At 59.3% G+C, this 12,952-nt stretch carries 11 protein-coding genes and 4 pseudogenes; 7 read left to right on the plus strand and 8 right to left on the minus strand.

The window, feature by feature from the left end:
* The first annotated feature begins 536 nt into the window (after window positions 1-536).
* Window positions 537-1,211: a RolB family protein gene (locus tag RPG13_RS33625; RefSeq protein WP_095488796.1), complete on the plus strand. Its 675-nt coding sequence runs from the start codon at window positions 537-539 to the stop codon at window positions 1,209-1,211.
* Window positions 1,212-1,996: 785 nt separating this feature from the next.
* Here RPG13_RS33625 and RPG13_RS33630 read toward each other — a convergent pair.
* Window positions 1,997-2,206, minus strand: a pseudogene (locus RPG13_RS33630) (DDE-type integrase/transposase/recombinase); the annotation flags it as partial.
* A 51-nt stretch (window positions 2,207-2,257) separates the two neighbouring features.
* On the opposite strand from RPG13_RS33630, the gene RPG13_RS33635 reads away from it, so the two are divergent.
* A complete protein-coding gene (locus RPG13_RS33635) occupies window positions 2,258-2,491 on the plus strand; it encodes a DUF6429 family protein (RefSeq protein ID WP_095488795.1) in 234 nt (77 codons plus the stop codon).
* Here the strand turns inward: RPG13_RS33635 and tnpC are convergent.
* Both tnpC and tnpB read right to left on the minus strand, forming a co-directional pair.
* The gene (tnpC, locus tag RPG13_RS33640; RefSeq protein WP_095488794.1) at window positions 2,472-4,106 is read right to left on the minus strand and encodes an IS66 family transposase; all 1,635 of its coding nucleotides are present in this window, start codon (window positions 4,104-4,106) and stop codon (window positions 2,472-2,474) included. The genes RPG13_RS33635 and tnpC overlap by 20 nt on opposite strands.
* 44 nt (window positions 4,107-4,150) lie before the next feature.
* Window positions 4,151-4,294 (minus strand): annotated as a pseudogene (tnpB, locus tag RPG13_RS33645) (IS66 family insertion sequence element accessory protein TnpB); the annotation flags it as partial.
* Between the two features lie 47 nt (window positions 4,295-4,341).
* On the opposite strand from tnpB, the gene RPG13_RS35075 reads away from it, so the two are divergent.
* The 5 genes and pseudogenes from RPG13_RS35075 (at window position 4,342) to RPG13_RS33665 (ending at window position 8,374) form a co-directional block, all read left to right on the plus strand.
* The gene (locus RPG13_RS35075) at window positions 4,342-4,617 is read left to right on the plus strand and encodes a DUF5372 family protein (protein ID WP_158302690.1); all 276 of its coding nucleotides are present in this window, start codon (window positions 4,342-4,344) and stop codon (window positions 4,615-4,617) included.
* Between the two features lie 177 nt (window positions 4,618-4,794).
* Complete coding sequence (locus tag RPG13_RS33650) at window positions 4,795-5,256, plus strand: helix-turn-helix domain-containing protein (protein ID WP_095488792.1); 462 nt, start codon at window positions 4,795-4,797, stop codon at window positions 5,254-5,256.
* Window positions 5,257-5,551: 295 nt separating this feature from the next.
* Window positions 5,552-5,941 (plus strand): annotated as a pseudogene (locus RPG13_RS33655) (recombinase family protein); the annotation flags it as partial.
* Window positions 5,942-6,023: 82 nt separating this feature from the next.
* A complete protein-coding gene (locus tag RPG13_RS33660; RefSeq protein WP_128178335.1) occupies window positions 6,024-6,314 on the plus strand; it encodes a hypothetical protein in 291 nt (96 codons plus the stop codon).
* A complete protein-coding gene (locus RPG13_RS33665) occupies window positions 6,311-8,374 on the plus strand; it encodes a recombinase family protein (RefSeq protein WP_095488790.1) in 2,064 nt (687 codons plus the stop codon). Before RPG13_RS33660 ends, RPG13_RS33665 begins: the two co-directional genes overlap by 4 nt.
* Window positions 8,375-8,391: 17 nt before the next feature.
* Here RPG13_RS33665 and RPG13_RS33670 read toward each other — a convergent pair.
* From RPG13_RS33670 to RPG13_RS33690, 5 genes and pseudogenes are all read right to left on the minus strand, one after another.
* Window positions 8,392-8,778: pseudogene (locus RPG13_RS33670) on the minus strand (recombinase family protein); the annotation flags it as partial.
* Window positions 8,768-9,508 carry a helix-turn-helix domain-containing protein gene (locus RPG13_RS33675; protein ID WP_287261689.1) on the minus strand — a complete coding sequence of 247 codons (741 nt, stop codon included), beginning with the start codon at window positions 9,506-9,508 and terminating at the stop codon, window positions 8,768-8,770. The pseudogene RPG13_RS33670 and the gene RPG13_RS33675, both read right to left, overlap by 11 nt.
* Before the next feature lie 190 nt (window positions 9,509-9,698).
* Window positions 9,699-9,911: a DUF5372 family protein gene (locus tag RPG13_RS33680; RefSeq protein ID WP_245486889.1), complete on the minus strand. Its 213-nt coding sequence runs from the start codon at window positions 9,909-9,911 to the stop codon at window positions 9,699-9,701.
* Between the two features lie 107 nt (window positions 9,912-10,018).
* Complete coding sequence (locus tag RPG13_RS33685) at window positions 10,019-12,103, minus strand: recombinase family protein (protein ID WP_337127108.1); 2,085 nt, start codon at window positions 12,101-12,103, stop codon at window positions 10,019-10,021.
* A complete protein-coding gene (locus RPG13_RS33690; protein WP_337127109.1) occupies window positions 12,093-12,833 on the minus strand; it encodes a helix-turn-helix domain-containing protein in 741 nt (246 codons plus the stop codon). Before RPG13_RS33690 ends, RPG13_RS33685 begins: the two co-directional genes overlap by 11 nt.
* Between the last annotated feature and the right edge of the window lie 119 nt (window positions 12,834-12,952).

Here is a 12,952-nt window from a genome sequence, read left to right on the forward strand (position 1 = left end):
AATGCACAAAGAAAGAAAGAAAGAAAGAAAGAAAGGCGACATCGCTATAGATCCTGCCCCCCACCGAGCCGAGCCGAGCCGCCCCTGTTCTGCTCGCCATTGGGTGCTGTCGCTGTCTACAATTGCGGTCCAATAAGGAAGAGCCGCCCCTGTTCTGCATATCCTGCCCAATGCGGGGCCCACAGCCCAATGCGGGGGCCAACAGCATCTCCCCACCGAATAACTTTCCACTCTCTTTAAATGGCGCCTTTTCGCGTAGTCAACGTGTTGCATATAAATCAATTATAGCCAATCACTCAATATCACAGATTCCACGGGCGATGGAGTCATCTACTCTGGCTCTTCCAGAATACGTAGAGGACTTTTCTGGCTGTTGCAACGAATGTGACGTGTTGTTGACTTGCCCCTATACAGAACGCTAAAGTCACGCCCCGTGAACTCTCGTGAGGGTTAACGGATGCACAGAACCAGTGCCCTCTATATAAACCAGTGACACCTATAATTGCCATACAGTGAATTAGACACACAACTTTACCATGGCAGACAACTATCCAACCTACGAGCGCCCCAGATTTGACAGCATCTGCCTAACGGGGATGCCCAAACACGACCTCTGCGACGGCCTTAATGAGGCAGTCAAAAAATATCGTGCTTACCTCAAGCGGGTCATGAAGGCTCAGGTCAATTGGGTGGCTGAGGCGCGGGCTTATGAACAAGCTAAGGGACTTCCTCCAAAAAATTTTACTGCATTGGAAACGGGGCCCTGCATGACAGAAACTCCACTCTTTGGCTATTGTGAACCTATCGAACTTGAACGCGTCCCTGTTTGTGCTCCAAACCCCCCCCTCTTGTATGTCTTTTTGCCCACAGATGTGGTAGAATCCTGTGTTGAACACAGGAACTTAGAAGCAGTCCCAACTAAATATTTTCCTGGGGTGGTGCTGGCGATGGACCTCTGGCCATACAATGAGGTCATCACTTCTAAATCTATAGCTAGTAAGTACCACGACCGATGGTGCAGTACAGTCGAGCGTGAACATATCAAGTCTTTCCTCGCCATCTTTCCCACTAGCCAGTTCACTTCCGAAGGAAACGGTGTATGGACCCGCTGTATAACAAGGGGGCACTTCGACATCGTCGCCCACGGACAGATGATTTGGCCCTCCTCTACGCCCGCCACTGACTGGCCGAGCGCATCTGGTTGGGATTAGTGGCGCAACCCTCGCCACTATACGCTAATGTTATTCCTGGATCATCGTAGAAATACCATTTCCTCCTTAATTGTCTTTGATTTCGTTGTATTTGTTGTATTGTTATTTTCGTTTCCATTTCTTCGTTCTGCTTTGCAATCGAGGAAATGCATGTTGTTGTGCTGCACTTTATTCAAATAAAAGGCCAGGATTATTACTAATTATGATGTTCTTTACGCTCAATTAACCAATTTGATGTATAAATGGATCGCAGCGTTATGCGCTATAAAGCCTATGACTATAACTCGTTGATCGCAATGATCGCCATTGATATGCCATATCTAGAGCAATCAAATGCGCCAGGATATTGGCAATTGGATAATCTGACTCTACACTCTAACAAATTTTCGGAAAGTCGTTTCTTATTCTTAGCACCGAGATCATTAAAAACTATCATTTAATCCTAGATGTAAATGTCCCAAAATTTTAATTTTGGAACATTTACATCAGGATATATCCTGCCGCCGCCGCCTCGATGAGGTCCGCGATTCGGGTGGAGCCTGTCAGAAATTTCTGCGGTTAACGGTCCACGGGGTGTCGGGTTGTCGGGTGGAGCAGCAGCAACCGGCTCTTCTTGAACGTGAGCGCAACGAATAGCCCCAGGGCTTTCGTGATTGACTAATTTGGTTTCTGGCTCTCGGTCAGAACTTCTGCTTTGCCCGCCGGACCGCTTCATATGACACGTCGATACAGGCTCTGTCGCAAACTTGGAAATGGGATAGTGAACGGCCATTTCGGCCTGTCCGTCAGGCGGCGAGGATGTCGAACTGCTCGGCGATCGATGGACTGGGATTGTAGGCATACCGCGCCTGTCGCTTGCGCATCATATGGATCATCTCGATGCCGGAGAGGATAACCACGGTGCTCGCCTGCGACTTGAAGCCGAGCATGGATCGAATGCGGCGCTTGATACGCCTGTGATCCTGTTCGATCCGATTATTGAGATACCGGCTTTTGGTATCCATCCGGTCTGGGTGCGGCGGTGCTGTCTGTGTTAAGCTGCAGCGATGGAGATCGATACCGACAAGATCGATGATGCGGTCCTGGCACTGCTTTGGCTGACCCTGCACAATGAACGGTGCGCCTGGAAGTGCTTTGACTGGGACGTGACGGATCGACTTCACCGGAAGGGATTGATTGCCGACCCGGTTAACAAGGCAAAATCCTTGGTATTGACGGACGAGGGTCTTCGGCGCTCGAAGGAACTGTTTCGCGCGCTGTTTACGCGGCCGACGCCATGAGCGCCCGAGCGGGCCGCCAGTTCCATGGCAGCAGGCCCTCGAGCCGTGTGATCGGCGTGTCGGCGATGCGGGAGAGGACGTCGGCAAGCCAAGCCTGCGGATCGACGTCGTTGAGCTTGGCGGTGTTGATCAGCGTCGCCATGAAGGCAGCCCGATCGGCACCGCGATCGGAGCCCGCGAACAACCAAGCTTTTCTGCCGAGAGCAAAACCACGCAGCGCGCGTTCGGCCGCGTTGTTGGTCAGGCAAATCCGGCCATCGCCGAGGAAGGTCGTGAACCCTTCCCAGCGCTTCAGTATATAGTCGATTGGCTCGGCGACCGGAGAGCTGCGCGACAGTCTTGCCCGCTCTGCCCGCATCCAGGCCTCAAGTTCGGTGGCGAGAAGACGGCTTTCCTGCCGGCGTTCCAGACGTTCGCCTGCGGAAAGCCCGTTGATCTCGCGCTCGATATCGAACAAGGCGTCGATGCGTTTGACCGCCTCAAGCGCGATCGGCGAGATCGGCGCGGCGTTCTTTCCACGCTTGGCATTCGTGGCGATGTCGGCAAGCACGAAGAACTTGCGGCGCGCATGCGCCCAGCACAGCGCCTGGGTCAGCGGGCCGGGGTCACGGTCCATCTTGAACAGCGGATTGTAACCGCCATAGGCATCGGCCTGCAGAATGCCGGTGAAGCTCCGCAAATGACGCTCGGGATGTTCCTGCCGCCGATCGCGCGAGGCATAGTAGAGTGCTCCCGGCGGCGATGTTCCGCCGAACGACCGGTCATCCCTGACATAGGTCCAGATGCGCCCAGTATCGGTCTTGCCCTTCGCCAGAATCGGCACGGTCGTGTCATCGCCATGCAGACGCTCGGCGGCAAGCACATGCGCCTCGATCAGCGCGTGCACCGGCTTGAGCGCCGCGGCACAAGCGCCAACCTGGTCGGCCAGTGTGGAAAGGCTGAGGTCGATGCCTTCGCGGGCATAGCGCTCGCTCTGCCGGTTCAGCGGCTGGTGCTGGGCGAACTTCTCGAACAGGATCATCGCCAAAAGGTTCGGCCCGGCAAAGCCGCGCGGCGTCACATGGAAGGGCGCCGGCGGCTGCGAGATCTTCTCGCATTCGCGGCAAGAGAACTTCTCGCGCACGGTCTGGATCACCTTCCACTGGCGCGGGATCACCTCCAGCGTCTCGGTAACGTCCTCGCCAAGCTTGGCCAGCCTGCCCGAACCGCAACACGGGCAGTTCGCCGGCGCGGCTATCACCACGCGCTCACGCGGCAGATGTTCGGGGAAAGGCTTGCGCGACGGTCGCTTGCGCTCGAACGCCCTGACCGTCGAGGAGCGTGCCGTCAGTTCCGCCTCCAATTCGTCCTGGCTAGCGTCGACTTCCAACTCCTCAAGCTGCAATTCCATCTGTTCGAGAAGCCGCGCCTTGCGCTCCGAGCGGCTGCCATGGATCTCGCGCTTCAGCTTCTCGATCTCCAGCCTGAGCCGCGCGATCAGCGCATCCGAATGCGAGTTCACGGCCTGCGCGCGGGCAGCGAGTGCTTGCGCCTCACGGCGGGCGGCGCGCTCCGCGAGGATCATCGCGTGCGCACTGGCAAGGTCACCGGGAAGCTGATCGGCCGCGTCGGTCATGGCGCGATGGAATCATATTCGCTCCTCCATGCCAACGATTTTGCTCATCCCGCCGAGCTCGGACGCCAGGTTTTTTGCGGCATGCGCCAGTCGATGCCTTCGAGCAGATAGCCAAGCTGCGCCGGCGTGATCACCACCGTGCCGTCGGCCGCCGATGGCCAAATAAAACGCCCGCGCTCCAGCTTCTTGTACCTCACTTGGGAATGCAGACTCTACGAACGCAGATACGCAATTAGTGCGGATCACGCATCCGTTTCATCCTCTGTTCTCGCGGCTGCTGCCATGTGTCGGCAGACGATACAATCGGCATGGCGAACGCCTTTTGCTGCAGGCCGACGATAGCGCCGTATGGTCGGTTCCTCCGCAATGGACTGATCTTGCGAGCCCGGATCCAGAAGTTGTCATGGGGAATGGGAGGGCGCTCTTGCGTACTGTCGACTTGCTGGAACTGGCCAGTCTGGTCGGGCGCCTTTCTGGTAAGTCGGCTTCGCGATCACTCGACAAGCTGTAAGGATAATTATGCCGCTTCTGTAAGGCAGATTATGCCGCTGGAGGATTTACATGATGGGCATATCCCGACATTCCGGCTACACTCTCAGTGTTGATCACGCAAGCCGCCTTGACAACGATGTTAATGGCGGCATAAATATATTTACGATTATGCTTCTTTCCGCACTCGGAGCCGGCGATGTCTGCGATGTCCGACAGCAAGCGCTCGAAGACGGATGCCCTCATCGAAGAAGGCACCTTCAATCCAAGCCCCGAGAAGGTGGGCGATCCGAAGTTCCGGGGCAGCGAGTTCTTCGATCCGCACGACGCCGTGCAGGTCAGATACGAGATGCTGCGGCGCGTCTCCATCGACAACGTGTCGGTGACGGTGGCGTCCGACGAGTATGGCGTTTCCAGGCCGACCTACTATCAGGCAAGGGCGAGCTTCGACGCAGCCGGGATTGCGGGACTAGTACCAAAGAAGCCGGGCCCCCGCGGTCCCCACAAGATCGACGACGAAGTCCTGGCGTTTCTTCAGGCGCAGTTGGCCCCGGGCGAACCCGTTCGTGCTCGGGAACTGGCGAAGCTGGTCCGCTGCGAACTCGATGTCGAGCTTCATCCCAGGACGATCGAGCGGGTATTAAAAAAAACCGGCAGGTGAACATTGCCGCGACATCGGCGCGTTCGTCGATCCTGTCGTCGGCCATTGCGGCCCAGTATGAGGTGCTGCGCGGGGCAGCCCTCGGCGAAGCTCTGCCGCTCAAGGCCCGTAGCGGCCTCATGCTCTTTCTGCGCCGGGGCATGTGGGGGTGGGCACAGACGCTGGCCGCAGCAGCAAATCCCCCGCAAGAACAAAGTCATCCACCGTCGACCGCCTGGCCGACGCACGGCGGGCACGCAGCCGTCGTTCACGTCCTTGCGATAATAGCCATGAGCATCCACGACCGGAGATCACCATGAATGCGCACCTTAAAGTCCAGTCTCATCACGTCGAACGCAGCGCCTACCTGTACATCCGCCAATCCTCGATGCGGCAAGTCATCGAGAACACCGAGAGCGCCAGGCGGCAATATGCGCTTCGTGGACGTGCGGTCGCCCTCGGCTGGCGGGATGAGCAGATTATCGTCGTCGACAATGATCAGGGCGAATCCGGTGCTTCGGCGGCCTGGCGCGAGGGGTTTCAGCGCCTGGTCAGCGACGTCGGCATGGGGCGCGCCGGGATCGTGATGGGGCTCGAAGTCTCCCGGCTGGCGCGCAACAATGCAGACTGGCAGCGTCTGCTGGAGATTTGCGCTCTTGCCGACACCCTCATCCTCGATGAGGATGGCGTCTACGAACACACATCTTAATGCCCCAATTAGATTTGGGGATGATCAACGGATAACAGTTGCCGATCCGACGCACCCACTTTATGGGCGCGATTTCATTTTGGCGGGCAGACCGAGCGGCGCCGACCCCTATCGTCAGCTTCTTGTCGTTTACCGCGATGATGTTTTCCTGAAGATTCCGATCTCGGCCACCAATCTGTATCCATCGGCACCAGATCTGCCGTTAGCCAAGCTTTCAACTACGAGCGTTCGCGATTTTATTCGCCTTGTCTGCTCTGCAAAGGCGCAGGCGCCGCAAAGTTCCTTCGATATACCTGAGCATGATAGCCTGACGTCAGAAACCGAATCACCCCTATCGGACCCGCATGGTTCTCTGGAGGGCGAGCCATGATGTCGGATCTGATAACGACCCAGCATTTGTGCCGAAAAGCCGTGATTTACATCCGGCAATCGACACCACATCAGATGGTCAACAACCAGGAAAGCCTGCGGCTGCAATATGCATTGCATCAGCGTGCGGGAGATCTCGGCTGGGACGAAAACAATATCGAAGTGATCGACGCGGACCTTGGCCAGAGTGGAGCTGCGGCGGCTCACCGGGCCGGCTTCAAAGATCTCCTTGGACGCGTCACATTGGGTGAAGTTGGCATCGTTCTCTCGTATGAAGTGACACGGCTTGCCCGCAATTGTTCCGATTGGTACCCGCTCCTCGATTTATGCGGCTATCGGCAATGCCTCATCGGCGACCGCGACGGAATTTACGATCCGGGCTCGGCCAACGGGCGCTTGTTGCTTGGCCTGAAGGGTACGATCTCGGAAGTAGAATTGCACACGCTTCGTGGCCGCCTGACAGCCGGTTTGCTCAGCAAGGCTAAGCGGGGCGAGCTGGCATTGCTATTACCAGCCGGGTTGGAGCGGGACGCCAATGGTGTCGTGATGAAGGATTCAAACCAGGAAGTGCAGGACCGGATTGCCCTGATATTCTCTGCATTTTGGGAGTTGGGCACCGTCGGAAAAGTGATCCGTTCCTTGCGGGATCGTGCGCTCACCATACCGCGGCGAAATCGATTTGGCGACGTTATCTGGCGCGTCCCAACTGCCAGCATGCTTGCCGGGATGTTGAAGAACCCGGCCTATGCCGGCGCCTTTGTCTATGGCCGCACCCAGTCCTGTCACACCAGATATGCAAGTGGTAAGATCATCTCGCGACGCCGGCCAATGGCAGAGTGGAAAATCGTAGTGAAAGACCGTTATCCTGCTTATCTCGATTGGGAGCGTTACGAGCGGATCCAGACCATGCTGACTGACAATCATGCTGAATACCGACGAAACCAGACACGCGGTGCGCCGCGTGATGGCGCGGCGGTGTTGCAAGGCATTGTCTGGTGCGGGCGATGCGGCCATAAAATGGGCGTTGAATACAAGAACGGCAACCGTTACGTCTGCAACTTCCTGGCACGCAGCCAGGGCGGAGCCCTATGCCAGCATTTGCCAGCCGATCCCATCGACGCCCGCGTCGTTGAGGCCTTCTTCGCGGCGGCCAGTCCGGCTGAGTTGGCCGAGTTGATGCACGCCAAAGATGCTCGTCAGCAGGCAGACGAGGCTTTTGAGCGCGCTGAAGAGCAGCAGATCAAACGGCTGCGTTATCAAGCGCTGCTCGCAGAACGGCAATACGATCGGGTTGACCCAGACAATCGGCTGATCGCGGCAGAGTTGGAGCGCCGTTGGGAGAGGGCTCTGCGTGAGCTTCGTCAAGCGGAGGATGCACTTGAGCGCCATCGCGCGATGCAAAGTCAATCTGACGATCTGACGCCGACAGAACAGAATGATTTTATCGCTGCCAGTTCGCAACTTCCTGAATTTTGGCAGAGACCTGACATAGAGTGGGGACGCAAGAAAGCCTTAATACGCAGCTTGATCGACAAAGTGATCCTGCAACGGGTGGTCCGAGATCGGATTACGATCCGCATCGTTTGGCGAGGCGGTGAAGTTACCGAACGCGAGGTCGAGCCGAGAGTTCATGCCTTGAGCGCCCTGTCTCGCGGCGCCGAGATGGAGGTCCGGCTGCTCGAACTGGCTCATCAAGGGCTCGACGACACGGCAATAGCTGCCAGACTGACTAAGGAAGGTTTCCGCTCACCGCGCCGCAGCTACGTTCCTGTGCGCACCGTCCAGGTCGTCCGACAAGGCCATCGCGTATTGAGGCAGTCTACACCAGCCCGCTCTCACCACATTCCCGGGTGGCTATCGGTGTCTGAATTAGCGATGGCGGCGGACGTTTCTCGCTCCTGGATACGGCATCGAATCCGCAATGGCGTGATCAGTATCCACCAAAGCGCCACTCACAAACGCGTTCTGTTTCCAGATGCCGCTGCAACAATCGCCGCAATAAAAGAGCTCAAATCCGGCGTGCGGCAACACCTCGACTTTACTCAATCCGCTACCGAATGAGGGTATCAACATGATAGTTCGTAGACGCCGTCCTCATCCATGATGAGCGTGCGCGACAGGGCGGCCAGCTCAAGGAGACGGTGCCAGTCGGCATTGTTGCGTGCCAGGCGCGACACTTCCAGCCCCAGCACGATCCCTGCGTGCCCCATCGCCACTTCACTCACCAGGTGCTGGAAGCCGTCGCGGTGCTGCGACTGCGCGCCGGAGAGGCCGAGGTCGCTATCGATGACGTGGACACGTTCGATCGGCCAGCCCAGCGCCACTGCGCGATCGCGCAAAGCGTATTGCCGCTTGGTGCTCTCGGTGTTCTCGAACACCTGACGGAGAGAGGACTGACGCACGTAGAGGAATGCATCACGCCGCAGATGGTCGGCGCCAACCTTCATGGCGATGTCAGTAGACATGATTGCCTCGCGTCTCTGCTGCCAGCACCATGTTGGCGAGAATGTGCACGAGCTGGCGATCGTGCACGGCCGCCGAAGCCGTGGGCGGCGGTTCGGGCAGCCGATGCACCGACGGGGAAGGCTGAGGGGCCGCGATCAGCACCGCCAGCCCTTGCCAAAAGCCATGAAAAACGATGGCGCCCATGTCCTTGATGCAGGCCTGGCCGCATAGGACGGCGGCGCGCAGCGTCTCGTAGAAATCCTTGCAGCCATGCGGCAGCAGCGGGGTGCGCGCATGGGGCTCACCGTTTTTTTTACGGGCCATCGCGCGTTCGATGCTGCGGGGATGGACGCTGAGACCGAGTGTCGAATGCAGCAGTTGCGCCAGGGATCGCGCCTGCAGCGGAGCACCCGTGTGCTGGTTCTGCTCGATGAGCTGCATAACTTCGTCGGTGAGCTTGTGGGCCGACTTTGGCCCACGCGTGCGCGGCAGCAGGCCGGCAATGCCCTCGCGTTCAAACGCGGCCTCGGCCTGATAGTAGGTGGGCCGCGACAGACCGAAAAGCGCGGCGGCATCGGCTTTGTTGACGCCATCCTCGTGGACGTGACGCAGCATCTCGTACTTCACCTGCACGAGGTCGAGAGGATCGAAGAAGCTGGATTCACGGAACCAGGGTGCGCGGACGGCTTCGGGGCGCGTGTTGAGCGCTCCGAGCTGGCGCAGTCGATCGCGTTTGGTCTGGTTGGGCATGGTATATCCCCTTGCTTGTGTGTAAATCAAATTACGCCTCGATAGAGAACGTGTCAATCTAATGGAGGCAACTGCCATACCGATCAGACCCGGACAATGCGAGTAAAATCGGCGACTGGAACGACGGTGTATCCGGCATGCCGCGGCATAATTAGGTTGACACATGCGGCATAAATTGCCTGACACGGGTTCAGCCGCCATGGCTGCGCTCGATTTGCTCGATCAACGCCGCCAGGGTTGCCAGATCATCTGGACGCACGAACGACCGACCGGCCGCGACCTGAATGAAAACATCGGGTTCAGCGACGTCCGTCCATGACGCAAGCAGCGAGCGAAGTCGTCCCGCCGCGTCGTAGAACATGACGGGGTCCTCGCCCCAGTTCTGCTTGCGGGTCGACAGCACGAAGCGCTGGCCGCGCCACGGATGGAACGGGTGCGTGATCTCGAACTCTATACGCGCTCGAGTGTCAGCACGAACTGCAGTCCTGGACTTGAAAGAAGGAGCAGGCATCACGATGCACCTTGTTGGAGTTGTTGAGCGACAATTAATCTGGGCGGACGACCACCATATCGACTGCCGGCGCCTTTTTCGAGTCTGACGTTGCCCGGCGGTTCGTATAAGTATCGATGGTTGGTTGCGTATCGATGGCGCTTGAGAATGCCCTTTCGCCCGAGTTGGTGAACGGTCGAGGCGCACACGCCGAGCTGCTGGGCTACTTCCTCGCCGGTCAGCATGCCGCTCTCCCGCAGCCGTTCGTACCGGTTCTTCAATCCATAGGTGCGGCGCACGAGCATGACCTTCTTCAGGGTGAAGGGTTCGCCGCACCAGTTGCGATGCCCGAGTTCATTGAGGCGGGCGGCGATCTGCTGGTCGTTGGCGGTCTCTAGCAGCTCATTCATCAACGCAACGATCTGTGCCGGCGTCTTGCGTATCACTGACATGGGCCGCGGTCTGGTCACGGACAGGCTCTGCGTGCGCCCGCCGCGCCAGCGGATATGGATGTTGACCTGCTCGTCGACGAGCAGCGTCACATCTTCGATGAGAAGGCCGAGCATGCGCTTGCGTTCGACGGCACCGGTGCGCTCGTCGTTCCAGATGCGCGGGAAATCGGCGGCCAGCGCCCTGATGCGCTTCTGCGCTGGCTCATCCAGCAGCGAGCGGTCGGCTTCGTTCTGGCGCTCGTGCTCGCGCTGGAGTGCGTCGAGGTCGCACAGCCGTGCGTTCCAGTCGGCTTCCAGCGCGTCGGCGACCAGGCGGTTATCCGGATCGACCTTCAGGTAGCGCCGGCGGGCCAGTTCAGCCTCGTAGCGGGCGCGTTGCAGCTGCGTGCCGCGCAGGGCCGCGGCCTGCTCCACGCGCTGGGTGATCTCCTGCTGCACGGCAAGCGCGACGTCGATCGCTGCCGGCGCCATCGCCTCCAGCAGGAGCGCGCTCACCGCGTCGTCGACTGGAGCGCCGCGCACCCATTGGCAATGTTTGCCGGCGTGCCGCACGACGGCTTCGTTGCAGACATAATACGGGCGCAGCCGCCCCTCGAATGGCTCGTAATGGACGCGCATACGTGCACCGCAGCGACCGCACAGCAGCCGTCCCTGCAACAGACCGCTGCCCTGGCGAGGCATGCGTCCACGCAGGCCGGGTGAAAAGCCGGTGGCGTTCTGTTCCAGGGTAGTCTGATTGCGCTCGTACTCGGCCCAGGAAATGTAGCCCTCGTGGGCTTCGGGTATAAGCACCTGCCAATCGGATCTCGCCACGCGCAGCTGCACGGACTTGAGCTTGGCATTGTAGGCGGTGCGCGTGCGCCCATAGGCGAATGCGCCGGCATATCGCGGGTTGTGCAGAATCTGGAGCACGCGGGAATGGTCTATCTCGCTCCACAGGACGTCGCCCTTGCCGATGCCGCGACGGATACGCCGGGGAAAGAGGATCTTCTCGCCGCGCAGGCGGCGCACGACGGCGCAGGCCGAGCCGGTCTCGCGGAAGGTATCGAACAGGAGCCGCACCGTGTTCTGGATCTGTCGGTCGGGATCGAGCACGACCCGCGCGTCAGGGGTGTAGACCAGTCCGATCGGCAACGGCATCTCGAGCTCGCCGCGGCGCGCCTTGTTGAGAATGCCGCCTTGCAGCCGAGACTTGAGGATGTGCAGTTCGGCCTCGCTCATCGTGCCCTTCAGCCCGAGCAGCATGCGATCGTTGAAATAGGCCGGATCGTAGACGCCGTCCTCGTCCATGATGAGCGTGCGCGACAGGGCGGCCAGCTCAAGGAGACGGTGCCAGTCGGCATTGTTGCGTGCCAGGCGCGACACTTCCAGCCCCAGCACGATCCCTGCATGCCCCATCGCCACTTCACTCACCAGGTGCTGGAAGCCGTCGCGGTCGTGCGACTGCGCGCCGGAGAGGCCGAGGTCGCTATCGATGACGTGGACACGTTCGATCGGCCAGCCCAGCGCCACTGCGCGATCGCGCAGGGCGTATTGCCGCTTGGTGCTCTCGGTGTTCTCGAACACCTGACGGAGAGAGGACTGACGCACGTAGAGGAATGCATCACGCCGCAGATGGTCGGCGCCAACCTTCATGGCGATGTCAGTAGACATGATTGCCTCGCGTCTCTGCTGCCAGCACCATGTTGGCGAGCATGTGCACGAGCTGGCGATCGTGCACGGCCGCCGAAGCCGTGGGCGGCGGTTCGGGCCGCCGATGCATCGACGGGGAAGGCTGAGGGGCCGCGATCAGCACCGCCAGCCCTTGCCAAAAGCCATGAAAAACGATGGCGCCCATGTCCTTGACGCAGGCCTGACCGCATAGGACGGCGGCGCGCAGCGTCTCATAGAAATCCTTGCAGCCGTGCGGCAGCATCGGGGTGCGCGCATGGGGTTCACCGTTTTTTTTACGGGCCATCGCGCGTTCGATGCTGCGGGGATGGACGCTGATACCGAGTGTCGAATGCAGCAGCTGCGCCAGGGATCGCGCCTGCAGCGGAGCACCCGTGTGCTGGTTCTGCTCGATGAGCTGCATAACTTCGTCGGTGAGCTTGTGGGCCGACTTTGGTCCACGCGTGCGCGGCAGCAGGCCGGCAATGCCCTCGCGTTCAAACGCGGCCTCGGCCTGATAGTAGGTGGGCCGCGACAGACCGAAAAGCGCGGCGGCATCGGCTTTGTTGACGCCATCCTCATGGACGTGACGCAGCACCTCGTACTTCACCTGCACGAGATCGAGAGGATCGAAGAAGCTGGATTCACGAAACCAGGGGGCGCGGACGGCTTCGGGGCGCGTGTTGAGCGCTCCGAGCTGGCGCAGTCGATCGCGTTTGGTCTGGTTGGGCATGGTATATCCCCTTGCTTATGTGTAAATAAAATTACGCCTCGATAGAGAGGGTGTCAATCTAATGGAGGCAGCTGCCATACCGGTCCAACCCGGACAATGCGAGTAAAACCGGCGACTGG

Source organism: Mesorhizobium sp. ISC15 (assembly GCF_037162615.1).
Classification (GTDB): domain Bacteria; phylum Pseudomonadota; class Alphaproteobacteria; order Rhizobiales; family Rhizobiaceae; genus Mesorhizobium; species Mesorhizobium mediterraneum.

Bases quoted from the DNA above. Each gene is read 5' to 3' on its own strand.
- RPG13_RS33635 (WP_095488795.1), top strand. From the start codon at position 2,258: ATGGAGATCGATACCGACAAGATCGATGATGCGGTCCTGGCACTGCTT.
- RPG13_RS33675 (WP_287261689.1), bottom strand. From the start codon at position 9,508: ATGCCCAACCAGACCAAACGCGATCGACTGCGCCAGCTCGGAGCGCTC.
- RPG13_RS33690 (WP_337127109.1), bottom strand. From the start codon at position 12,833: ATGCCCAACCAGACCAAACGCGATCGACTGCGCCAGCTCGGAGCGCTC.
- RPG13_RS33665 (WP_095488790.1), top strand. From the start codon at position 6,311: ATGATGTCGGATCTGATAACGACCCAGCATTTGTGCCGAAAAGCCGTG.
- tnpC (WP_095488794.1), bottom strand. From the start codon at position 4,106: ATGACCGACGCGGCCGATCAGCTTCCCGGTGACCTTGCCAGTGCGCAC.
- RPG13_RS33625 (WP_095488796.1), top strand. From the start codon at position 537: ATGGCAGACAACTATCCAACCTACGAGCGCCCCAGATTTGACAGCATC.
- RPG13_RS33650 (WP_095488792.1), top strand. From the start codon at position 4,795: ATGTCTGCGATGTCCGACAGCAAGCGCTCGAAGACGGATGCCCTCATC.
- RPG13_RS33685 (WP_337127108.1), bottom strand. From the start codon at position 12,103: ATGTCTACTGACATCGCCATGAAGGTTGGCGCCGACCATCTGCGGCGT.